This window comes from Nodosilinea nodulosa PCC 7104 (assembly GCF_000309385.1).
Classification (GTDB): domain Bacteria; phylum Cyanobacteriota; class Cyanobacteriia; order Phormidesmidales; family Phormidesmidaceae; genus Nodosilinea; species Nodosilinea nodulosa.
The window spans coordinates 1834212-1856007 of the sequence record NZ_JH976537.1 but is presented as its reverse complement, the minus strand read 5'-3'; the positions used below and the strand labels follow the sequence as shown (position 1 = coordinate 1856007).

The window sequence follows — 21796 nt, the reverse complement described above, 5'->3', positions numbered from 1 at the left end:
CTGGCCCAATAAACCAACTCCAAGTCTAAACCTAGAGCACTGCCTGCGGGAAACCACAGCCCTCAGGCCGATGGCCTATCACGCAGGCAAAATGTTCTGAGCGCAGCCCCGCTATCGCTGGTAGAACACCCGGCTGTTGCCTATGCCCGCCTCCCGGTAAAAGTCATTCCAGCGGTTGGCCAGGCCCCGGTCGGCAAAGGGACCGACGGCTACGTGGGGGCCACGGGGGGCGGTGCGCTGCTGCACGCGATCGGGCGGTGTACCCAGCTGAATCACCTGATTGCTCAGATTGCCCAAATTACTGGCATCGGTGGGAATCACCACATAGTAAGGCGCGTTGGACACCGTGGTCGGCTGATTCGACGGCGGGGCCGCATTCGGCGGGGGGATAGAGACGCCGCCGCTGGGGGCCGGAGGTGTACCGTAGTTTAGCTCCTGGCCAAACTCCACGTTCCCGGCGGTGGGTGGTGCCTGACCTACCGTGGGGGGCAGAACAGGTACCGGCATTTCAGCCCCTCCTGAGACTGGGGGCAGGGCCGCATCGGGCAGCGGTGGCAAAGTCCCATTGGAGGCATAGACATTGTTGGGTAGGGCCGCCGTTTGCGAGTAGTAGGGCACTGCCGCCGCCACCTGGGCCATCTCCGCCCTCACTCCCAGGGCACCCAAATCGGTGACCCGCTGTTGGGCGTTGCCGGTCATATTAAATCGCCCGGCCTGAATCACCGATTGCCCCTGAAAGGTAGTGCGAAAGGCCGTTGGCTCCACTAAGCGCACCTGACTCAGGGTGGCCTCGCTGGTGTCGGTCACGTAGATCAAATACTGCTGACCGCTGCTGCTGGGCACCTGGGGCAGCATAGCCCCCGGCACGGGCACCGCTCCAGCGGGCAGGGGTGGCACCACCTCGTAGCCCTGAGTTAACCCCTGGGGCGCGATCGCTACAACCGCTACAACCGCCGCAATTCCCACTGGAATCGCCTTGCGCAGTGCGGCAGACGATAGCCTTCGCACGGTGCGCGGCCCAGCGGTGCGCCTTTTGATGCCTTGACCAAGCTCTAATCGCCCCAATCCTGGTGCATTATCCTGCATTGCCATCACGACTCCTGCCCATTACGTCTAGTAGGGTGAACCGGCAGACGGTCAAGCATTAACGCCTTATTTGCCCGTCCTCTCTATATGTCTTGAGGATATTAGCGCAGATTTCAAAAACCGCATCGTTCTGGCCAAAACTTGAGGGCTGGCCGGGGCATCGGATACCTTCGTGATCTAAATCACTGGTTACGTCCTGTGACATCACCGGAAAGCCACCTGTAAGTCACCCGTAGATAATGTGTCATTTCTTACCATAGGGTCAGCTCTGCAACAGTAAGTGCTATGGCTAACCCCTGCAGCAAACCCCTCAAAAGCAACCCGTTTACCACCCAGCGCGATCCGCATACGGGGGAGTGGCAGGTGGTAAAGACTCTCCCCAGGAGTCGGCGATAATTCCTGGGGATGCCACATCTAAGGAATTGTGCCCCGATGGTCACGGAACGGCAGGGCGATCGCCACTGCCGCTAAGGGAAGAGTTGAGGGCAGATCGGCTGCCCCTGAGGGAGTCATATTAGGGCCAAGCCAAGTGGGCTATAGTGTGGCCCACTGCCCAGGGCTGGACGCATTACACTACTGACATGCGCCAACTGTATCCGCCCGTTGAACCCTTCCACAGCGAATATCTAGCCGTCTCAGACCGGCATAAGCTCTATGTAGAGCAGGCGGGCAACCCCGACGGGCGGCCCGTGGTGTTTTTGCACGGTGGTCCGGGGGGCGGCCTCAATCCTAACTATCGCCAGTTTTTTGATCCTCAGCGCTGGCGCATTGTGCTGTTTGACCAGCGCGGCTGCGGCAAGAGCTTGCCCCACGCCGAGCTAGAGGACAACACCACCTGGGCTCTGGTCAGCGACATCGAAAAAATTCGCGCTCACCTGGGCATTGAGCAGTGGACGGTGTTTGGCGGCAGCTGGGGCAGCACCCTGGCGCTGGCCTACGCTCAAACCCATCCCGATCGCTGCCGGGGCCTAATTTTGCGCGGCGTTTTTACGCTTCGCCAGCGCGAAATTCGCTGGTTTTATCAGGAGGGGGCCAGCTATCTCTACCCCGATGCCTGGGAGCACTATCTGGCACCTATTCCCGTTGCCGAGCGGGACGATTTAGTCGCCGCCTACTACCGCCGCCTCACCAGCGACAATACCGAAGAGCGCCTGGTTGCGGCGCGGGCCTGGGCCGTGTGGGAGGCCAGCACCAGCAAACTGGTGCAGGATCCCAGTCTGCTGCACCACTTCAGCACTGACGAGTTTGCGGTGGCCTTTGCCCGCATTGAGTGCCACTACTTCACCCATCGCGGCTTCTTTGACACCGACGATCAGCTGCTGCGCCAGGTGGATCGCATGCGCCACATTCCCGGCGTGATTGTCCAGGGTCGCTACGACGTGGTGTGCCCCGCCACTACCGCCTGGGAACTGCATCGCGCCTGGCCCGAAGCCGAGTTTGTCATGGTGCAGGAGGCCGGTCATTCGGCCATGGAACCCGGCATTACCCACGCGCTGATTGAGGCCACTGATAAGTTTGTCGGGCTGTAGACGGTGGTCAGATGACCGGAGAATGGTGCCCCTCCCCCGCTCCCCCTTACCCCAACACCCGCCGGGCAATCCACCGCTGCACTCCCCACAGCCCACCGGCCACCGTTGCCCCCAGCCACAGCCCTCTTCCCAGCTGGGTTTGACCATCGAGCAGGCACCAGCCGCCAAGAATGCCCAGCCCCATTGTGCTGCCCGCGACGGTGGTCAGCATAGTGCGCAGGGCCGCGTGGGTGGCGACGATTTGAACGGCCAAATCCTCCGACGGTGAAACGGCGGCCAGAGCTTTGGCCGCCGCCTGAAACGACTCGTAGCTGGGAGCTTCGACCTGGTAGTAGGTGCCCAAGTTTTCGTCGCGCAGGGCCGAAACGGTGTAGAGGCCAAACTGCTTGGCCTGGGCGATCGCGTCGCGAATTTGCCGCCGGGTGGCGATCGGCCCCAGGGCTTCAAACACCGACTGGCGGTAAACCCCAGTTTTAGCCATGGTCAGCACGCGGTCGGTGAGTTCAAGGGAGGAGGAGGGGATGTTCACAGCTTTAGCAGCTCCTGGGTTAGCCTGGTCCACCGGGCAATCAGAATTTTTGTACTATCTGATATTACGAAAAACCAACGCCCAACGCATCCCCAAGGAATTGTGATACGGATTAAGCAGAGGCTAAGACAACCCCTGTCTTTACCGCTGCTTCATTAAAATTTGATTCAGGAATGGGCTGTAAGACCCTGCGTCACACCCTACGCTAGCTGAGGATGGCTATGGCAACGGCACAGCAAAACGCAACTTTAGGCAAGCTGGCCCACGCAGCGATCGCAAAATACCTCAAGCACGCCACCGCTTACAAATCGCTCGTGCTGGCCGACACCGACCCCGAAAATCTGCACCAAATGCGGGTCGGGCTGCGGCGGCTGCGCACCGCCGTCCAGGTCTTTGACGCGGGTCTGGAGCTGCCCAAGGCCGGACGCGAAGCCAAGATCGCTCGCCTGGGCAAAAAACTGGGTCAGCTGCGCGACCTCGATGTGGTGGGGGCCACGCTGCGCGATCGCTATGCCCCAGACCTGCCCGACAGTGAGCAGCAGGGTTTAGACCAGGTGCTGCTTCAGCTAGCTAACCAGCGCCACAAAAGCTTTAAGCAAGTCAAAAAACTGCTCAAGGGCAAGCCTTACCGGCAGCTCAAGCAATCCCTATCGGACTGGGTCGCTAACCCGACCTGCAATGCCCTGGCCGACCTGCCCGCTCAGCAGGTGATGCCCGATCTGGTCATGCCTCTAATCAGCCAGCTGTGGCTGCACCCTGGCTGGCTGGTGGGCACCAAAGTCAACCGCAGCGGGCTGACGGTCAACTCACGGCTGAGTCAGTCCGCCGCCACCGAATTGATTTTGGAGCAGGGAACTACCCTTCACAGCCTGCGCAAACAGGTGAAGCGGGTGCGCTACCAGCTGCGACTGGTGGCCGACCTGTACCCTGACACCCTAGATGACGATATTCAGCGACTCAGCACCCTGCAAGAGATTCTGGGCGACCTGCAGGACAGCACGGTATTAGAAGCCTCTATTGGTGACGTGTTACCCGATGCCAAGGCCCAAATGCCCACTCTGTTCGCCCTGCTAACCGATCGCCGCCACCGCGCCTGGAAGCAATGGCAGGGCCAGCAGCAGCATTATTTAGACAACGCCCAGCGGCAACGGCTGCGCCTGGCGCTGCTCAATCCTGGTCAAATAGAGGTCGAGGATACGACAACGACAACGGCAACCGCAGCACCCAAGTCGCAGCGTCGCAGCACTACCCAGGCGAAGCCTGCCAGATCCAAAACCTCACAGAAGGCCAAGCCAGCGTCAGAAACGCCCGAAGCAGGTTAGCGATTTGCCGCAACGGCCACACAAAATCCGAACGCGGATTTCCCAGGCTACAAAGGCCAATCTGTCAGAAGGCTATCGCGGCCATGCTCGCCGCCTATGGCGTTCTCCCCTGGAGAAGAACCAAAACTCTTGGGTGTTTTGCCACCAGACTTGTCCTAAGCACTTGTTTCAAGCATGCTCGGGCGGTGGGTTACGGCCAGCCCGAAATTTAGTGCCAACCTAGGACGTGAATTTGGGCCTAACCCACCCTACGGGCATCCCCCTCTCCCCCTCCCCTCATCTTCCCCATCCCCTCATTTCCTCACCCCCCCATCTCCCCCATCCCCCCCATCCCTCACCCTCCCACAACCCCCATCAACCCATAGGCCAGCACCGCACTGCCCAGCGGCACGGTCAGGTTGTCGAGGCCGTAGAACGATAGGGTCTCCAGCAGGGTGGCCGCGATCGCCACTACCAGCGCCGTGCCCCAAACCGCTGTGGTGAACCCCACCGTTAGCACCAGCACCAGCAGGCACACTAAAAAGCTGGCCAGGGCCATGGTTAAGCTGCCCTCCCAGCTTTTCTGGTTGCCCAAAATTTTGTAGGGGTGGCGGCCAAAATTTTGCCCAATCAGGGCCGCCATGCCGTCGCCCCAGGTCATCACCAAAATCCCTAAAACGGCATACTCGGGCAGCCCTGGGGGCCAAAACGCCGCCGTCAGTACGCCAATACTTACAGCGTAAAAAAAGGTACCTAGACTGTGTCGCCCAACTCCGTTAATCCCCGGCAGAATGGGCAGCCGATAGGACAGCAGAGCCACGCCGCTAAACGCGATCGCCGCCGCAATCCCCATCCAGGCCGGGGTCTGGAGCCACCAGGCCAGCAAAATTACCTGTCCTGCCCCAATGTGGACGATTTTGCGGGTAATTTCATTATCAATGGGGGTGGTGCGCCGCAGCCCCTCGGCCACTCCCCCCACCACCGCCAGCCAGGCGGCAACCAGTCCAATTTGCACAAGCGCAGTGGCCATCATGGCGGGGGAAGCAAGTATAGTGGGGTGGGACTTTTAGACCTTACTACACCAGCCTCCTATGGATACGCCCTATATGGATAAACCTTATAAGCGAGTATTGCTAAAACTCAGCGGTGAAGCCCTGATGGGCGACATGGACTACGGTATCGATCAAAACGTAGTAGAAGCAATTACTACGGAGATCGCTGAGGTGCTGAAGGAAGGGATTGAGATCGCGATTGTGGTCGGTGCCGGGAACATCTTTCGGGGCATTAAAGGCTCGGCCTCCGGCATGGATCGGGCCACCGCCGACTACATCGGCATGATTGCCACCGTAATGAACGCCATGACCCTGCAAGACTCCCTCGAGCGCATGGGGGTGCCGACCCGGGTCCAAACCGCGATCGCCATGCAGGAGGTCGCCGAGCCCTACATTCGCCGCCGCGCCATTCGCCACCTGGAAAAAAACCGGGTGGTTATTTTTGGGGCTGGCTCCGGCAATCCGTTTTTTACCACCGATACCACCGCCGCCCTGCGGGCCGCTGAGATCAATGCCGAAGTGGTGTTTAAGGCTACTAAGGTTGACGGCGTCTACGACTCTGATCCTAAAATCAATCCTAATGCCCGGCGCTTTCGCACGTTGAGCTACACCCACGTGCTTCAGAACGACTTAAAGGTGATGGACAGTACCGCGATCGCCCTCTGTAAGGACAACAAGATCCCTATCATGGTATTTGACCTATCGGTACCTGGAAACATCAAGCGGGCGCTGATGGGTGAATCTATCGGCACAATTGTAGGAGAGGATTGTGATGTCAGTTGACGATATTTTGCTCGAAACCGAAGACCAGATGCAGAAGTCCATTGAGGCCACCCAGCGCAACTTCAACACCATTCGCACCGGGCGGGCCAATTCCTCTCTGCTCGATCGCATCGAGATCGACTACTACGGTGCCCAGACACCCCTCAAGCAGATGGCCAACATCTCTATTCCCGACTCCACCACGCTGATGATTCAGCCCTACGATGCCAGCAGCCTGACCACCATTGAAAAGGCTATTTCGATGTCAGATGTGGGCCTCACCCCCAACAACGATGGCCGCGTGATTCGCCTCAATATTCCGCCTTTGACCAGCGAGCGCCGCAAAGAGTTCGTTAAAACGGCGGGCAAAGTGGCTGAGGAAGGGCGCGTTTCGATTCGCAACCAGCGCCGCAACGGCATTGATGCCGTGAAAAAGCTAGAGAAAGCCAGCGACATCTCCGAGGACGAGTCGCGGGATGCCCAGGACGAGATTCAGAAGCTGACCGACAAATACATCGCCAGGCTTGACGAAGCTCTAGCCGCCAAAGAGAAGGACATTATGACCGTCTGATCTCCCGCCGGAAAGCAGCGGCGATCGCGGCTTTGGGGCCAGAAGCTGGCTCGCAGCCTCCTCCCTACGCCGCACACCCAGGCCTGACAAAATAGGCGAAATGCATGGGGTAGCCCTCGGCGTAGAGTTTGTCCACCCGATTTTGGGCCATTTCCAGGCTGTGGAATACATCTAAAACGGTCTCTGTCCCGTTGGCGTAGCGCACGCAAAGTTCCCAAACCATCGCGATCTCCTAGGGCTGCACCCGAAACACGGAGGGCCTAACTTCATGGCTGCTTTATGGCCGACCAGATGCTTTCATCCTAGGTTTAACCGCCGGGGATGTACTCCGAGAAATCCATGAACTTGGACCTTCCGTAGATTCTTGGGGGTGCTTTGTCCGGGCGCGGTTGACGCTCCCCAAAAGCCCTGCTAGATTGCAGATACGTTTTGTTTCGATTTTGCACCCATGATCGCATCAGTCCAAGCATTTTATTTTTGGTGGCAGCCGTCGGTTCACAGGTCGTGAGCATCTTTTGTGCTGAAACCCTTGTGAACCGCAGAGCTTACCCTCTGCGGTTTTGTTTCTTTAAACCCCTTTCCCTGCGTCTAGCCATGCAATTTTTCATCCCCTGCCCTTTGTCTAACTGGTACTACGACTTTTTTTACCCCACCGGGTCAGGCGCTTGGTGATAGGTCTTCCTATGCCCCTTACCTGACCCGGAGCCACCAGCTTCGGGTTTTTTAGTTTTTGGTTGTTTTTGGGCGCGATCGCCCCCGGCTTACCTGTCCACCATTCTTTACTCTGAGTTCTCAACCCATGAAAGACGCTACGTTGACCCGTAAATCTGATCCCTCCCACCGCTCGGTGGTTGCCCTCACCGATGCCGTCGCCGTGGGCGGCGACACCCTGCTAGTTGTGGGCGGCCCCTGCGCCGTGGAAAGTGCCGAGCAAATGGAGCAGGTGGGCCACCAACTGCTCCAGGCGCCCGTTCAGGCGCTGCGGGGCGGGGTGTTCAAGCCCCGCACATCCCCCTACGCCTTCCAGGGCATGGGAGAGGCCGGACTGCGCATCCTCGACGACCTGCGCCAGCGGTTTCAGATGCCGGTCATCTCTGAGGTGATGGCCATTGACCAGATTGAGCTGATGGCCGACTATGTGGACGTGTTGCAGGTGGGCAGCCGCAACATGCAGAATTTCGACCTGCTCAAGGCCCTGGGCCGCATCGACAAGCCGGTGCTGCTGAAGCGCGGGCTGGCCGCCACCATCGAAGAGTTTGTGATGGCGGCGGAATACATTCTCAGCCACGGCAACCCCAGCGTGATTCTCTGCGAGCGAGGCATTCGCAGCTTTGATACCTACACCCGCAACGTCCTCGACCTGGGGGCGGTGGTGGCGCTGAAGCAAATTACCCACCTGCCGGTGATGGTGGACCCCAGCCATGCCGCTGGCAAGCGCGAACTGGTACCGGCCCTGGCTCGGGCCGCGATCGCCGCCGGGGCCGATGGGATAATGGTCGAATGTCACCCCGTTCCCGAGCAGTCTGTGTCAGATGCGCGCCAGGCCCTTACCCTGGAGGAGATGGCTAATTTGGCCCGCAGCCTCGATCCCATCGCGGCGGCACTGGGGCGGCGCCTGGGCCGGTCGGAGGCCAGCGGTGAAGGCTATAGGCCAGAGCCAGAGAGGGTTTTAGGGGCGATCGCCCTGGCTGCCTGACAGTCTCATCAGCATATCCAATGGGAGGCATTAGCCATGTCCGCTGTCATTGGGCTTCATATTTTGTTACAACATAGGGGGAATTAGCTTGGTACTAACCTCTATGTTCGGTGGCTTTACCGGGTTTCAATCCAAAGGGTCCAATGACTTTGGTGAACGGATGATCAACTCTGTAGCTACCCAGTCGCTGCGGCACCTGTTCAGCAGCAGCGATGCTGTGGAAGTAGCGGTTCGCTGCTCTCCCTCCAGCAAGCTCCTTCAGGGCACTATTGACAGTTTTCGGATGGAAGGACGCGGCCTCGTAATTCGCAAAGAGTTCGAGGCCGCCGAGATGATGTTTGAGACCGATGCGGTGTCTATCGACGTCGGCTCAGCCATCAGCGGCAAAATTCGTCTGCGCCAGCCCACCCAGGCGGTGGCCCAGGTGACCCTGAACGAAGACGCCATTAATCGCGCCTTCGAGGCCGAGCTAGTGCGTCAGCACCTGGAGGGGGTAACCGATGAAGCGGTCACCACCCTGTCGGGGGGCGATCCGGTCACCTTTCGCGATATCCACATCACCCTGATGCCCGACCAGAAGGTAAAAATTTCGGCTAAAACCGACTTGCCCAATCGCGAAGATGTGCCCATCCAGCTGTCGGCCAGGGTGTCGGTCGAGAAGCGGCGGCGGATTATTTTTGCTGACGCCGAATTTCTGCCCGAGGGCATTCCCGATGATGTGTTATCGATCTCGGCCACGCTGACTAAGGGGTTTGCCGAAGTGCTCAATCGCATGGTCGATTTAGAGCGCTTTAACCTAGACGGCGTTCTGCTGCGGGTCAACCGCCTCGAAACCAAGGGCAACCAGCTGGTATTTAGCGGCTACGCTCAGATTGAGCATTTCCCCGGCACCATGTGAGCGGCTCTAGGGGCGGTCGCCAATTAATCGTCAATGGCCCAAGAGTTAGTGATTATAGCCCCTTGCCTGGGTTTTGGGTTGGGCGCGGCAACTCCTATGGAATAAGGATTGCAGCGAAACTTGATGACGCGCCCTAGGGCTGGGCAAGTATCATAATTGGGTCCTTGGGTTAGGCATCTGCGCTATGGGTAACTGGTTTGCGGCGGGGGGCGTTGTCATGTGGCCCCTGCTGCTGTGTTCGCTGATGACCCTGACCCTGGCCGTGGAGCGAGGCTGGTTCTGGCTACAGATTGGCCGCCAGCAGCAGGGGCTAGTGCCCCAGGTGCTAAATACCTTTAGCCAAAATCCCCAGCGGGCGATCGCAAAGCTCAAGCAGTACCAGGAGCTGCCCATTGCCCGTATTTTTCTGGCTGCCCTCACCCTGGGCGACGCCACCCCCGAAGAATTTCGTCTGGCCCTGGAAAGCGCTGCCCAGGCCGAGCTACCCGTGCTCAAGCGGTTCCAAACCCTGTTTGAAACTGTGGTGGGGATCGCCCCGCTGCTGGGGCTGTTGGGCACTGTGCTGGGGCTGATGCAGACGTTTTCGACCCTGCGCCTGGGCGATACGGGTGGCCCCGCCGCCACAGGGGTTACAGCGGGGGTGAGCGAAGCGCTGATCTCCACGGCGGCGGGGCTGGTAGTAGCGCTGGCGGCCCTGCTGCTGGCCAACCTATTTCAGGGCCTTTATCGCCGCCAGCGGGCTTTCATTCTAGCGGCGGGGGGCAAGCTAGAGATTCTTTACCGCCGCGCCCAACGTCAGGGCACGATCAGCTCTTCGGTCTTCTTGCCGGGGCAAATTTCGTGAGGGATGGATCTCCAGGTCAGGGCTTACCCAACCGCGCCTCGGTGATTGTCGCCGGGGCCGGGGCGGCGGGGCTGTTTGGGGCGATCGCCTGCGCCGAAGCCAATCCCGAGGCTTCTATCCACATCTTCGAGGCCGGGCGCGAGGCCCTGGCCAAGGTGAGAATCTCCGGCGGCGGCCGCTGCAACGTTACCCACCACTGCTTTGACCCGGCCGTGCTGGTGACCCACTACCCGCGCGGCAGCAATGCCCTGCGCGGCCCCTTCAGTCGCTTTCAGCCCCAGGACACGGTGAACTGGTTCGAGCAGCGGGGGGTGCCGCTCAAAACCGAGGCCGATGGCCGCATGTTTCCCACCACCGACGACTCGGGCACCATCGTTGACTGCCTGCTGGGGGAGGCCCGGCGGCTGGGCATTCAGATCCACACCAGTCAGGCAATCGCCCAAGTTCAGCCCGACGACAATGGCTTTTGGCTCACCACCCGCGCCGGAGTTGATTGGCGCTGCGATCGCCTGCTGCTGGCCACGGGCAGCAGCCCCGGTGGCTATCGCATGGCCCTCAAGCTGGGCCACGACCTGGTGCCGCCAGTGCCCTCGCTATTCACCTTCAATATCCCCGATCCGGCCCTGCGCGAGCTGGCGGGGGTTTCGGTCGAAACCGTTCAGCTGCACCTCGCCCTGGAGCATGCGCCTGAGCTAACCCAGCGCGGCCCGCTGCTAATTACCCACTGGGGCATGAGCGGCCCGGCGGTGCTCAAGCTCTCGGCCTACGGGGCGGTGGGGCTGCACCGCCAGCGCTACCGGGCGACGCTGACGGTGAACTGGCTACCGGAGCGATCCCAGGATTCCATGCGGCAAAAGCTGCTGGCCCTTAAGCAAGACCAGGGCAGGCGACAGGTGGCAGCATTTTCGCCGTTTCCAGAACTGTCGCGGCGGCTTTGGCAGTACCTGGCTCAGCACCGGGCCGGGTTGGGCAATAAGGTGAACTGGGCCGACCTGTCTAAGGCGCAGCTGCAAGCGCTGGTGACGGCGCTGACGCGGGGGGAATACGCGATCGCAGGCAAGGGCGTCTTCAAGGACGAATTTGTCACCTGCGGCGGCATTCCACTGCCCGAGGTCAACTTCAAAACGATGGAGAGCCGCCGCTGCCCAGGGCTGCACCTGGCAGGCGAAATTCTCAATATCGACGGGGTGACGGGCGGGTTTAACTTTCAAAATGCCTGGACGACGGGCTGGCTGGCCGGAAACGCGATCGCCGCCGCCCTGAGGCCGTGAAAGAATTGCTCTAGATAAGAAGGTTAGTTTCGCTCAGGTGATGCAGACGCGAAGCGATTTTTTGCAAGGTTAGGCGTTGGTGAAATCTATGCCAAGAGAGGAGAGACATTCGGGAATCTTTAGGCAGAGGTTTGTATAACGGTTAATGGATTCCTTCGTCAGCCCCCTTTTGTCATGCCTGCTCTTTGGGACAAGCTGCTTCACTTTGGCGTTGGCCTCGCCGTCGGCATGGCCTTCTGGTGGGTGCTAGAGCGCTACACCCGCGATGCGGCCAGAACCATCAATCCGATTTGCTTCCTCATCATGCTGATTTGGGGCGCAAGCGGGTTATTTTTCTTTCGCCAGCTAGATGTTCCCCTCCTGAGCAACACATTTTTCTACATGGCCTTTCCCGACTGGGATATTCCTCTCTACCAAGGGACGGGGCTGAGGCTCTTACTCCATCGCAGCTGGCTGTTTCACTCGGTGCTCATGCCCATGGCGGCGCTGGCTGGCTGGCTGTGGTTTATGCAACACCCTCGTCTGGCTGCTTGGCAAAAAGACCTGGCGGGCTGGGTGCGCGATGGGGCCATGGGGCTATCGGTTGGCGTCAGCGCTCACCTAATTTGGGATGCGCTGCTCTCCTCGACTCGACGGGGATTCTACATCAAAGGATTTAGTGGAGGGGCCTCTTATCTCTGGTTGTTCGTCAACCTGGGCCTGGGCCTTGGTGTTCCGTTGCTCATCGCCTGGAGTATGCGCCCCGCCGGGCAGATTCACTCTTCCGACCGTTAATCAGGCTGCAAAGCTACAGCTATCAACATTGCGAGGCATCATGCGATTTTTCTCTCATATCTTTGGTATCGCGCTAATTTTGCTGGGGATCTATTTTTTGGGCAAGAACATTGTGTTTACCACCCATGCCTACCCTTGGTGGCGGGGCATTGCGGCGGATCTGTCGGTTATTTCGCTCTGCATTGGCGTCTTTTCCCTGGTATTTTTGCCTGCCCCAATGAAGCCTGTGGGCTGGGTGGCGGTAGCCTTCGGCATTGTCTGCGTGTTTGCTAGCAGCCGCGCTATTTTGAACCCCACCAGCCTGTGGCAGTTCTTCGTTTCACTGACGGCCATGGGATTTGGCTACAAAATGCTGACGGCCAGGGGCCGTTCTTTTTACTAGCGGCTGTCATCAATTAGCGGCTGATGGCGCAAGAATCAACGGTGACAGCCCCAGTCTGTTTGTTGGATGGGGCGTGGCAATGCTGGTGGAATCAGGATTTTAGCCAGCATTGATGGCACGCCCTAGGGCTAAAGATATAAGAACCCAAATTTTTGAGCATGATGCTGACCTAGCAGCCAGCGTCGCCCTGCACAGGAATCTTCAGCGTATTTCCGCTGCGCTGTAGTTGCAGGGTGCCTTCGACGGCCACTGATTCAATTTCTCCCGGCTGACCGAGGCTGGTGTTGACCTGGAGCTGAGTCGCCTCGTCCTGGCTGATAAAGGTCTGGGAGGTTCGCTGCCCATAGAACTCTTCGCCCGCTGCCGCCGTGCGACGAAAGCGAACAAACTCACCGTTGAGTTTCATCAGGGCGAAGCCTGGGTCTGGAGACTCAGGCAGACCGTTAAAAAACAAATATCCCTGCGATCGCTGGCTATTCTCCTGCTCCCAGAGGGTCATGCCGCAACCGCCGCCGCCCTGGGCAAACAGGTCGTCACTGGTAAAGGTCTCAACGCTGAGTTCTTCGGGCGGGGCGGCAGGGGCCGAATCGCCCGCATCTGACGAGGGGCTGGACGCCTCCGGCGCAGGCTGATCGATTCCTGACGTACAGGCGACCAGGGCAGCCGTCAGCAAAAAAGCCAGCGTCACGGTTGCCCTCCGTTGCAGGGGAGGGCGGAAAAATCTAGTTGAGCGTAAAGTAGGCGACATCGGTTGACTCCTCCTCACCAACAGCGCGATCGCGGCTAGCACAACAGATGCACCGGGACCCAGCGCCAACGATCCCTCCGTAAAGCTTTGGCGGCAGGGGAAATATGGTTTGGCAGAGGCAGCTCAGCCAGGCTATGGGGCCTAAAACCGCTGGCCAATGAAGATCGATCGCACTTCCCCGTTGCGGCGGATGACGGCTTCTTCGTTGGAGACTGAAACCAGGCTCCAACCGCTGCTGCCAATCTGCTCACCGATGTAGACCCGCTGGGAAACGCCGCTAATTTCAAACAGGGCGGCCGAGCGATCGCCCAGCTCCAGGATTCCGACCAGGGAATGCATAGGAGCGGCGGCGGCGGTGCTCTGGGGTGGGGTGGCGGGGGCTACCGGCGAGGGAGCACCGGCTGCGGGCTGTGGCACCAGGGCCGGGGCACCCGCTGCAGGTTGCTGCGCCGCCGTTTGGTAAGGAATGTAAACCCGCTCAATGACGTTGACGGGGCCAGACCCCAGGCCCCCCGGCGGCCCCCCCGTTGCCAGGGGAGGCAGCATCGGCATGGCCGCCACGGCGGCTCCGGCGGTGGTCTGGCTTGTGGCTGCGTTGCTGCCCAGCTCGCCGCGTTCAACCTTGCCGGAAATTACCTCTAGGGAGCGCTGAAGATAGGCCAAAAACTCTTGATCTGACTGGTGTGCGGCCGCGTCTGTTACGGGCGATCGCCCCAGGGGAAAACGATTGCTCTGCTGGCTAAACCACAGCAGACCGCCCATCCCCAGCAGCGATAGGGCCGTAATAGCCAGCAGCATGCGGTCAAGCAGCTTACCCATCCGGGTTTTAGCTGGAGCGGGGGCACCCTTGTTGTCGCCGTCGTGGAAGAAGTCAAGGGCGCTGCCCAGGGGGGCCAGGGGTTCAGGGGGCGCCACAGGTGCCGCCGCTTCAGCCGGAATATCGACAATCGGTGCGATCGCCGTGGATGCGGGTTCAGGCGAGGCTTCTACCGCCGCCAGGGCAGCTTCGTCACCGTCTAAAATTTTGTCTACGTCGTCAAATAGCTCAGTGATTAAGCTGTCGGCGTAGGTGGTAACCAGAGCGTCTGGATCGACCGGGGTAGGCTCCTCGGGCGTCAAGGTGGCGGTGCTGTAGGCTTCTTCCTGGCTCATGGGTAATTATCCTGGCGTTGGCAAAGGGAGATTTTAAGCTGGCCTGAGTGGCCCTGTAGAACGCGCTAAAGCAAAGCTAGCTCAGGGCTGAATAGGCCTCTGAAGAGCATTTCCCCAATGGTCTGCTGAAGTTTACCCCAAGTTGCCGAATCTTTCATCTCTCAGGCCCAAAACCCCAACAATTTTCTATGCCATCAATGAATTCTGTGCGGGTAATCCTGCTCAGGGTGGGCCAATTCCGCATTCTGGAGCGATGGTGGGATCGGTTTGATGTCGCTCAACCTGGGATTAGAACAGCTGAGCGGTTTGGGCGTCCAGATCAATAGGCCGTAAAGATTAAACGATACTGTCGGCTCGTTGCCCAGGGCCTCTAGGCTGTGGATGGCGTTGGCGGCTAGCGCCACCGGGTCACCGGGGTTGAGAAATATCCTCTACCAACTCCCGATGGCCGGGCTGGGGGGCGGGGGAAAGCGCTGCCAGAGGCGGTTGGGCTCCTGGCCGTCACCAGGGCCACAATACCCCAGGTGCCATGGTGGCGGTGTCTGCCGTCGTCGGTAATTAGCCAGCTATGGTTGGCTATCACTGCTCACCCGTACCCGGCGAGTTTCGACGACCATGCCGTCTTCCCGAATGACCACGCTAGATACCCAGCGGCTGTCGGGCTCGGTGGGGGCGGTGCCCACCTTGAACAGCCCCCCAGAGCTCAGGAGGTCAAACACGACCGGGCGGGGTTCAAAGAAGTCTTCGGCGGTAACGCCTTCATCTACGGCGGCTCCCATCAGCGATCGCCCATCTAGGGGCTCTACAACAATCGTGTCAAAGCTGTAGGACTGTCCTGGGGTGAGGGTTTCGGGAAGCTGCACTTGCAGCGTGGGCGGGTTGCTGCCCGAGGCCAATCGGCTGGTTTCGGTGAGGGTTTCCTGGTGGGCAATTTTGCCATCTTCCAGCTGCTGGCGCGAGGTGACGTCGGCGTTGAGGGCCAGCACGCGATCGGGGAGGGTCTGCTGACCGGTGACGGTAGTGCGGGTTTCAAGGGTGTAGCGGCCTGGGCCATCGGCCTGCCAGCTCAGCAGCTCGATTTTGTAAGCGATGTCGGGATACTTCTGCCACAGGGTTTCGAGGGTTTGGCGCAGTTTGCCATAGTCGAAGCCGGTGTCACTCGAAAAGGACTCGCTGTAAAAGGCCATCACGGCATCCAGGTCGTGGGCGCTGGCGGCCGCCTCCAGACTGGTCAGCATCTGCTGCACCTCGGCGGGGGCAGCCTGGGCCAGCACGGGCGGGCTGGAGCGGGCGGGGGGTGCGATCGCTCCAGCGCCAAACCCCAGGGCCGCCATCGACATCAACCCCAGACCCCACTGCCTTGCCGAAAATTTAGCCACGCTAACCGCCTCTATGCCAGGAATACTCCGTCTACCTTATATCAACTGGCAGGGAGTTGGTATAGTTAGAGGCGTTTTTAGCGTCGAGGGTGTTCCCTTGTCCCAAGCATCTACCCCCGTGGCCAATTCCCAGGCGACAGCGCCCCGGCTGCTGGTGGCCGCCAGCGGTACGGGTGGACACCTCTTTCCGGCGATCGCCACTGCCGAAGCGCTGCGGGCAGACGGCTACGCCATTGAGTGGCTGGGGGTGCCCGATCGCCTCGAAACCACCCTGGTGCCCGAGCATTTTCCGCTGCATACCGTGCGCATGGCCGGGTTCCAGGGCCGACCAGGGCTGGGGACAGTCAAAACCCTGGCGAAGTTTGGTCAGGCTACGGTGCAGGCGCGGCGACTGCTCAAACAGGGGAATTTTGACGGCGTGTTTACCACCGGGGGCTACATTGCGGCTCCGGCAATTCTGGCGGCGCGATCGCTGGGTCTGCCCGCTGTGCTGCACGAGTCAAACGCCCTGCCGGGCAAAGTTACTCGCTGGCTCAGCCCCCGCTGCACCGTCGTGGCGCTGGGGTTTGAGGCCGCCCGTCAGTATTTGCCCAAGGCCAACACCGTCGTAGTCGGCACCCCGGTTCGCGACGAGTTTTTGACCCCAGAACCACCCGTTTTAACCGATCCCGCCATTCCCGACGGAGTGCCGCTGATCGTGGTCGTGGGCGGCAGCCAGGGCGCGGTAGCCGTCAACCAAATGGTGCGTGCCGCCGCCCCAGCCTGGATCGAAGCCGGAGCCTGGATCGTTCACCAAACCGGCAGCAGCGACCCCGACGCCGATAGCTTCAGCCATCCCCACTATATTCACCGCCCCTTCTTTGGCTCCATGGCGGCGTTGATGCACCGGGCGACTTTGGCCATCGGTCGCTCCGGAGCGGGCACCCTGACGGAGCTGGCCATCTCGCGCACCCCCTCAATTCTGATTCCCTATCCGTTTGCGGCAGAAGATCACCAGACGGTGAATGCCAGAGCCTTTGAGGATGCCCATGCCGCTCTGATGCTGAACCAAAGCCAAATCGCTGCCTCAGAATTTCAGGCCCTGGTGCTTGAGCTGCTGGCAGAACCCCAGCGCTTAGAGGCGATGGCCGCCGCTGCGGGGAGTCTGGCCACCGCCGACAGCGCCACAAAACTAGCCGATTTGATTCAGCAGGTTGTGCTGAACCGTTAGGCTGTTCCCACTGCGGCGATAGGCTCCCACAGGAAAAGCGATCCGTTGGTTAAAGCAAACCCAGAAATCATTGGCGACTTAAGGCGATCGCTCGAAACAAAGCCCTCTCTATCGTATGAGTACTTTCCCGGGGCATAGACCCTGCGGCTCTGCTGGTTTTTCTTCCCTGGAATTCTCTTCTAAAAACGCCGTAGTCTTGGGCGGCAAACGTTATGAACACGCTGACCATCACTCGACCCGACGACTGGCACCTGCACCTGCGGGATGGCGCCGCGCTAAGGGCTGTCTTGCCCCATACGGTGCGCCAGTTTGCCCGCGCCATCGTCATGCCAAACCTGAAGCCTCCCGTGCGCACGGTGGCCGATGCGGCGGCCTACCGCGATCGCATTCTGGCCGCAGTGCCGACTGGTCAGCGGTTCGAGCCATTGATGACCCTCTACCTCACCGACAACACCAGCCCCGACGAGATTGCGGCGGCCAAGGCGGCTGAGTTTGTCAAAGCCGTCAAGTATTACCCCGCCGGGGCCACCACCAACTCAGATTCGGGGGTCACCGATATTCGCCAGTGCGATCGCGTCTTTGCGGCTATGGAGCAGGTCGATATGCCGCTTCTGCTGCACGGCGAAGTGACCGACGGCGACGTCGATATGTTCGACCGCGAAAAAGTGTTTATCGAAAAACACCTGATGCCGCTGAGGCGGCGCTTTCCCCAACTGCGGATGGTTCTGGAGCACGTTACCACCTTGGATGCGGTGGCTTTTGTGCAGTCAACCGACAACATCGCCGCTACCATCACGCCGCAGCATCTCCTGTTTAGCCGAAATATTCTATTTCAAGGGGGGCTGCGTCCCCACTACTACTGCCTGCCCATTTTGAAGCGGGAAACCCACCGCCAGGCTCTTTTGCAGGCCGCCACCTCCGGGAACCCGAAATTCTTTTTGGGCACCGACAGTGCGCCCCACCCCCGCAGCGGCAAAGAAACGGACTGCGGCTGCGCGGGCTGCTTCTCGGCCCTGCACGCCCTGGAGCTGTATGCGGAAGCCTTTGAAAGCGCGGGCGCGCTGGACAAACTGGAAGCCTTTGCCAGCTTCCACGGGCCTGATTTTTATCGACTCCCCCGCAACACGACGCAGGTTACGCTGACCAAAACTACCTGGCGCATTCCCGACGAACTGCCCTTTGGCGAGTCTGGCTTGGTGCCGTTGCGAGCCGGGGAAGACATGAGTTGGCAAATGACCTAGCGCGTCCCTACAGCAATGGATCGATAACCGCCTGCCAATCGCCGATTGTAGAGCCTGACTCCAGCTTTGGCACCGGGCTGCCGTTGATGAAAACCGTCGGCGTGGACCAGACCCCGCGCGCGATCGCGTAGCGCACAGAGGCTTTAGCTCGACTCGCCACCGAACTCTCCTCATCGCTGAGTTGCGGGGCCAGATCGCCGTTGGACAGGGCCGGGTCAAATTTGGCAGCCAGATCTGCGATCAGCTGGCGCAGGTCGTGACGGGTTTTGTCGTCGAAGGCGGCTTGGGCGTAGTCGGCCTGATGCTGGTACAGAAGGCCAATAAACGTCTAGGCCCGCAGGGGATCGTCTGCGGCGATCGCCACTACGGCCTTAGTCAAATCCCAGCTCTGGCGATGATCGCAGAGCACAATGGGGTGAGCGGTTATGCCAACGCCGTTGCCTTCGTAGTGGTTCGCGATCGCCAGCACCGTGGGCCAGGCTTTTTTAGAGAAAGGGCATTCCAGATCGACAAAGACCTCTATCTGCACAGGGGCATCGCCGGACCCCAAACGAAACCCGCTGGGGCGAGACGGAATAGGCATTGACATAATTCATCGGTTTTAACAGCGTCTGACAGCAGTCTATGAAAGGATGACGGGCGCTGTTACCTCCCCGGGGCAGATTGATAGACAAAACGAAGGGCGATCGGATGTGAACTTGTGATCGCCCTTCCAAATTACGTTTTTAAAATCACGTGTAGACTTCGCCGTTCTGAACGCTGTTCAGGTTGAGGCCATCTGCCTCTTCAAGCGCAGTTGACTTGCACTGCAGGTGGGCTTCTAACAGCTTCAGGTTCCGCACGTTCGACTTGTAGAAGGCGTCAAACACATCCCCCAGCAGCGGCACGGTCCCCACCACGGCCTCCAGGCCAATATTGAAGACCATCTGCGCCAAGATGCCCCTGGGCAGACGAAATCGGGCCGCTAGCACGATGACGTACGCCGACACAGCGGTAGCGATCAAATCGCCCAGTCCGGGCACTAGCCCCAGCACCGGGTCCCAACCGATCTTTAGCCCCAAAACGGGGATTTTGAAGGCCGTGTCCATCAATCGGCTGATGCGACGGATGCGGTCTAGGTTTCTGAGTTGGGCAGCGGTGTTGGCGGTATTCATAGGCCAATAGTGCCAGCTATGGCTAGCCATTGTCTTACCTCGAAGGAGGGAAAAAAGCCCAGTGGATGCTTGTTTGAGCTCAGTCTAAGGACTCAGCCCCTGCCCTAGTAGACCGCGACACAAAGCGTGGCGACTATTGTCTGCGGGGGAGCGGGGGAGCGGGCATGTTTCAGCCTTCGATTACTGGCCTGAGGCTTTTTCGGCAGGTGAAGACCAGCCGATGGCTAAGGCTGGTCTGGATCAGGCTTGGCGTAGAGACCTCGGCAGGGAGCTATTTGGCTAGCTGGGTGGCTTCGGCAGGGGCCGTGGTTTGAGCCGTCAGCGGCTGTAGACTGAAGCCCACCACCTGCTGGCCTCGGCAGTAGAAGCCCAGTTTGGGGCGCACTTCAAAGGCGGGGGTATTGCCTTTCTGCGCCTCGGTTTCGGTGTAGAGCCAGTAGCCCTTTGGCCCAGCCACCAGCTGCACCGGGGTTTCTTTGGTGCGAGAAATTAATACATGGGTAGGGGTAAACGTCATTGCAGTCTCCTGGGGTGCAAGCCCCTTAGTAAGCAGTAACTCTATGTAACGGCTTCTCAGAAAAAGCTGAAATCGTAGGAGCCGAATCTGCGTGGGGAGGATCTCCCTATCTCTGAGACCGCAGGGCTGATTCGGGTGCCCAACGGTGCCTGGCGAACCCCACGAACTCTGAAAAGCGTACTAAATTGTTAAACACGGGTTACAAAACTTCATCTACCCAGGGTCGTACGCCGTTTTCAGGTAGCGTTTTTCTATGCAAGAATTTTTCGCCAGCCAAAATTTGCGCCTGCGGGTGCCCAATGAGGCTATACCTATCGAGCACTACCTGCGGCAGCCCCAGCGCCTGGTGCAGGCGATTACCGACCCGCGCCGCATTGAGGTGCTGGGCGATGGAGTGTATCGCCTGAGCCTGAGGCCGCTGCAATTTTTGGGCATTAGCATTGAACCGAGGGCCGATCTGCGGGTGCGATCGCAGCCCGACGGCACCCTGCACCTGGAGTCGATAGACTGCCAGGTCAAAGGGCCTGACTACCTCAGTTTTGTCAACGATTCCTTTGGCATGACCCTCCAGGGCACCCTCACTCCCCTGCGCCAGGATCACTACACCGAACTCCAGGGCCGGGCCGATCTGCAAATTCACATCGAGCTGCCGCCGCCGATCAGCTTTATGCCAGCTCCGATGCTCGATCGCGCCGGTAAAACCTTCCTGAGCGGCATTTTGAGCACCATTAAGCACCGCATTGAGCGCCAGCTAGTCGAGGACTACCGGGCCTGGGTGGCGGCAACCCACGCGCAGCCTCGCACCAGTGGGGCGCTGCGCGGGCGGGTTGTGGAAGGGTAGATGGGTGGATGAGTGGATGGGGTAGGCCACTTGTCTCCATCACGGTTGATGCGGGGATGGGGTGACGATGACGCGATCGCCTACCGCTAGCCCAAACCGCTGCTGGGCGCTGCCCTGGTTGATCGCAACTTCGATAAACCCGTGGCTGCCCGCCAGGGCCAAGCCGTCGCCGGGGGAGACTGCGCCGTAGGTTTTGCCGCCTGGCATGGTTGTTTTGCCGACAGTTAGGGTCCAGCGGGCACATTCCGCCGCGCTGGCGGGAATGGTGGTGGCGGCATTGCCGAAGCGATCGATGTACTGCACTGCGCCCTCCCAGCCGGTTGCGGTGGCAACGGCAGGCATCAGCGGCAGCTTTGAGAGAGACTCGGGAGCGATCGCTGGCCCCAGGCGAGTGATGGGCACCCCGTTGGCCAGATGGGCCGCCGCCGGGGCAAAAATGTCGCGTCCGTGGAAGGTGGCGCTGGGCTGGGGAACTCGCCAGTAGTCAGCATTGAGCAATTCTACGGCGGCAACCACGGGTTCGCGGTCGTAAAGGCCGCTGAGCACGCCGTTGTCTGGCCCCACCAGGTATCCCATGGCGGTCTGCACCGCGATCGCTCGGCGGCCGGTGCCCACCCCCGGATCGACCACGACCAGATAAACCGTGCCCGGTGGCAGGTAGGGGTAGGCGCTCAGCAGCGTAAAGCGAGCCGCATAGAGGTCCTGCGGCGGCAGGTCGTGGGTGAGGTCGATCAGCTGTGCCCTGGGGCACAGGGTAGCGATCACCCCCTTCATCACGCCCGCGTAGCTGTCCTGGAGGCCAAAATCGGTGATCAGGGCAATGAGCATGAAATCGCAGCCTGGCAGAGAACCGTTGGCA

The 21796-nt window shown here is 59.9% G+C and carries 25 protein-coding genes; 13 read left to right on the top strand and 12 right to left on the bottom strand.

Going from position 1 to position 21796, the window contains the following annotated elements; translation table 11 throughout:
• Positions 1–111: 111 nt before the first annotated feature.
• On the bottom strand, positions 112–1092 hold the full coding sequence (locus LEPTO7104_RS36820) for a hypothetical protein (protein WP_155523569.1): 981 nt from the start codon (positions 1090–1092) through the stop codon (positions 112–114).
• A 575-nt stretch (positions 1093–1667) separates the two neighbouring features.
• Here LEPTO7104_RS36820 and pip point away from each other — a divergent pair.
• Positions 1668–2615, top strand: a complete 948-nt coding sequence (gene pip / locus LEPTO7104_RS0108365; protein ID WP_017298110.1) for a prolyl aminopeptidase — start codon at positions 1668–1670, stop codon at positions 2613–2615.
• A gap of 46 nt (positions 2616–2661) precedes the next feature.
• Here the strand turns inward: pip and LEPTO7104_RS0108360 are convergent, their stop codons facing one another.
• Entirely contained in the window at positions 2662–3144 is a 483-nt protein-coding gene (locus LEPTO7104_RS0108360) for a hypothetical protein (protein WP_225886948.1), read from the bottom strand.
• 221 nt (positions 3145–3365) lie between these two features.
• Here LEPTO7104_RS0108360 and LEPTO7104_RS33200 point away from each other — a divergent pair, with 221 nt between their 5' ends.
• A complete protein-coding gene (locus tag LEPTO7104_RS33200) occupies positions 3366–4466 on the top strand; it encodes a CHAD domain-containing protein (protein ID WP_017298108.1) in 1101 nt (366 codons plus the stop codon).
• Between the two features lie 334 nt (positions 4467–4800).
• Here LEPTO7104_RS33200 and LEPTO7104_RS0108350 read toward each other — a convergent pair whose 3' ends face one another.
• Positions 4801–5478 (bottom strand): diacylglycerol/polyprenol kinase family protein, encoded by a 678-nt coding sequence (locus LEPTO7104_RS0108350; protein ID WP_017298107.1) that lies wholly within the window; start codon positions 5476–5478, stop codon positions 4801–4803.
• A 73-nt stretch (positions 5479–5551) separates the two neighbouring features.
• On the opposite strand from LEPTO7104_RS0108350, the gene pyrH reads away from it, so the two are divergent.
• Positions 5552–6280, top strand: coding sequence for a UMP kinase (gene pyrH, locus LEPTO7104_RS0108345; RefSeq protein ID WP_017298106.1), 729 nt, complete (start codon positions 5552–5554; stop codon positions 6278–6280).
• Positions 6270–6830: a ribosome recycling factor gene (gene frr / locus LEPTO7104_RS0108340; RefSeq protein WP_017298105.1), complete on the top strand. Its 561-nt coding sequence runs from the start codon at positions 6270–6272 to the stop codon at positions 6828–6830. Before pyrH ends, frr begins: the two co-directional genes overlap by 11 nt.
• 64 nt (positions 6831–6894) lie before the next feature.
• On the opposite strand, the gene LEPTO7104_RS39960 is transcribed toward frr, so the two are convergent.
• The gene (locus LEPTO7104_RS39960; protein ID WP_155523568.1) at positions 6895–7053 is read right to left on the bottom strand and encodes a family 2 glycosyl transferase; all 159 of its coding nucleotides are present in this window, start codon (positions 7051–7053) and stop codon (positions 6895–6897) included.
• Positions 7054–7629: 576 nt separating this feature from the next.
• Between LEPTO7104_RS39960 and aroF the strand changes: the two genes are divergently transcribed.
• The 6 genes from aroF (at position 7630) to LEPTO7104_RS0108305 (ending at position 12695) form a co-directional block, all read left to right on the top strand.
• The gene (gene aroF / locus LEPTO7104_RS0108330; RefSeq protein ID WP_017298103.1) at positions 7630–8526 is read left to right on the top strand and encodes a 3-deoxy-7-phosphoheptulonate synthase; all 897 of its coding nucleotides are present in this window, start codon (positions 7630–7632) and stop codon (positions 8524–8526) included.
• A 103-nt stretch (positions 8527–8629) separates the two neighbouring features.
• Positions 8630–9424 (top strand): LmeA family phospholipid-binding protein, encoded by a 795-nt coding sequence (locus LEPTO7104_RS0108325; protein WP_017298102.1) that lies wholly within the window; start codon positions 8630–8632, stop codon positions 9422–9424.
• A 184-nt stretch (positions 9425–9608) separates the two neighbouring features.
• Complete coding sequence (locus LEPTO7104_RS0108320) at positions 9609–10268, top strand: MotA/TolQ/ExbB proton channel family protein (RefSeq protein WP_017298101.1); 660 nt, start codon at positions 9609–9611, stop codon at positions 10266–10268.
• Positions 10265–11539: a BaiN/RdsA family NAD(P)/FAD-dependent oxidoreductase gene (locus LEPTO7104_RS0108315; RefSeq protein WP_017298100.1), complete on the top strand. Its 1275-nt coding sequence runs from the start codon at positions 10265–10267 to the stop codon at positions 11537–11539. The genes LEPTO7104_RS0108320 and LEPTO7104_RS0108315 overlap by 4 nt, the downstream gene beginning before the upstream one ends.
• A gap of 174 nt (positions 11540–11713) precedes the next feature.
• Positions 11714–12313 (top strand): hypothetical protein, encoded by a 600-nt coding sequence (locus LEPTO7104_RS0108310; RefSeq protein WP_017298099.1) that lies wholly within the window; start codon positions 11714–11716, stop codon positions 12311–12313.
• A gap of 40 nt (positions 12314–12353) precedes the next feature.
• Positions 12354–12695 carry a hypothetical protein gene (locus tag LEPTO7104_RS0108305; protein ID WP_017298098.1) on the top strand — a complete coding sequence of 114 codons (342 nt, stop codon included), beginning with the start codon at positions 12354–12356 and terminating at the stop codon, positions 12693–12695.
• Between the two features lie 169 nt (positions 12696–12864).
• On the opposite strand, the gene LEPTO7104_RS0108300 is transcribed toward LEPTO7104_RS0108305, so the two are convergent.
• The 3 genes from LEPTO7104_RS0108300 to LEPTO7104_RS0108290 all read right to left on the bottom strand — a co-directional run bounded on the left by LEPTO7104_RS0108300 (position 12865) and on the right by LEPTO7104_RS0108290 (position 15974).
• Complete coding sequence (locus tag LEPTO7104_RS0108300; protein WP_017298097.1) at positions 12865–13383, bottom strand: hypothetical protein; 519 nt, start codon at positions 13381–13383, stop codon at positions 12865–12867.
• 201 nt (positions 13384–13584) lie between these two features.
• Entirely contained in the window at positions 13585–14595 is a 1011-nt protein-coding gene (locus LEPTO7104_RS41175; protein WP_017298096.1) for a hypothetical protein, read from the bottom strand.
• 566 nt (positions 14596–15161) lie between these two features.
• Positions 15162–15974 carry a nuclear transport factor 2 family protein gene (locus tag LEPTO7104_RS0108290; protein ID WP_026072489.1) on the bottom strand — a complete coding sequence of 271 codons (813 nt, stop codon included), beginning with the start codon at positions 15972–15974 and terminating at the stop codon, positions 15162–15164.
• Between the two features lie 97 nt (positions 15975–16071).
• On the opposite strand from LEPTO7104_RS0108290, the gene murG reads away from it, so the two are divergent.
• Both murG and pyrC read left to right on the top strand, forming a co-directional pair.
• Entirely contained in the window at positions 16072–17184 is a 1113-nt protein-coding gene (murG, locus tag LEPTO7104_RS0108285; RefSeq protein ID WP_225886946.1) for an undecaprenyldiphospho-muramoylpentapeptide beta-N-acetylglucosaminyltransferase, read from the top strand.
• 212 nt (positions 17185–17396) lie between these two features.
• A complete protein-coding gene (pyrC, locus tag LEPTO7104_RS0108280; RefSeq protein WP_017298093.1) occupies positions 17397–18425 on the top strand; it encodes a dihydroorotase in 1029 nt (342 codons plus the stop codon).
• A 7-nt stretch (positions 18426–18432) separates the two neighbouring features.
• Here pyrC and LEPTO7104_RS43210 read toward each other — a convergent pair whose 3' ends face one another.
• The 4 genes from LEPTO7104_RS43210 to LEPTO7104_RS0108265 all read right to left on the bottom strand — a co-directional run bounded on the left by LEPTO7104_RS43210 (position 18433) and on the right by LEPTO7104_RS0108265 (position 20096).
• Complete coding sequence (locus LEPTO7104_RS43210) at positions 18433–18585, bottom strand: DsbA family protein (protein ID WP_155523567.1); 153 nt, start codon at positions 18583–18585, stop codon at positions 18433–18435.
• 168 nt (positions 18586–18753) lie between these two features.
• Positions 18754–19008, bottom strand: a complete 255-nt coding sequence (locus LEPTO7104_RS43205) for a DsbA family protein (protein WP_196358096.1) — start codon at positions 19006–19008, stop codon at positions 18754–18756.
• 148 nt (positions 19009–19156) lie between these two features.
• A complete protein-coding gene (locus tag LEPTO7104_RS0108270; protein WP_017298091.1) occupies positions 19157–19579 on the bottom strand; it encodes a DUF4112 domain-containing protein in 423 nt (140 codons plus the stop codon).
• 271 nt (positions 19580–19850) lie between these two features.
• Positions 19851–20096 carry a hypothetical protein gene (locus tag LEPTO7104_RS0108265; RefSeq protein WP_017298090.1) on the bottom strand — a complete coding sequence of 82 codons (246 nt, stop codon included), beginning with the start codon at positions 20094–20096 and terminating at the stop codon, positions 19851–19853.
• Positions 20097–20349: 253 nt separating this feature from the next.
• On the opposite strand from LEPTO7104_RS0108265, the gene LEPTO7104_RS0108260 reads away from it, so the two are divergent.
• A complete protein-coding gene (locus LEPTO7104_RS0108260) occupies positions 20350–20937 on the top strand; it encodes a DUF1997 domain-containing protein (protein ID WP_017298089.1) in 588 nt (195 codons plus the stop codon).
• Positions 20938–20976: 39 nt separating this feature from the next.
• Here the strand turns inward: LEPTO7104_RS0108260 and LEPTO7104_RS0108255 are convergent, their stop codons facing one another.
• The gene (locus tag LEPTO7104_RS0108255) at positions 20977–21765 is read right to left on the bottom strand and encodes an SAM hydrolase/SAM-dependent halogenase family protein (RefSeq protein ID WP_017298088.1); all 789 of its coding nucleotides are present in this window, start codon (positions 21763–21765) and stop codon (positions 20977–20979) included.
• Positions 21766–21796: the final 31 nt, after the last annotated feature.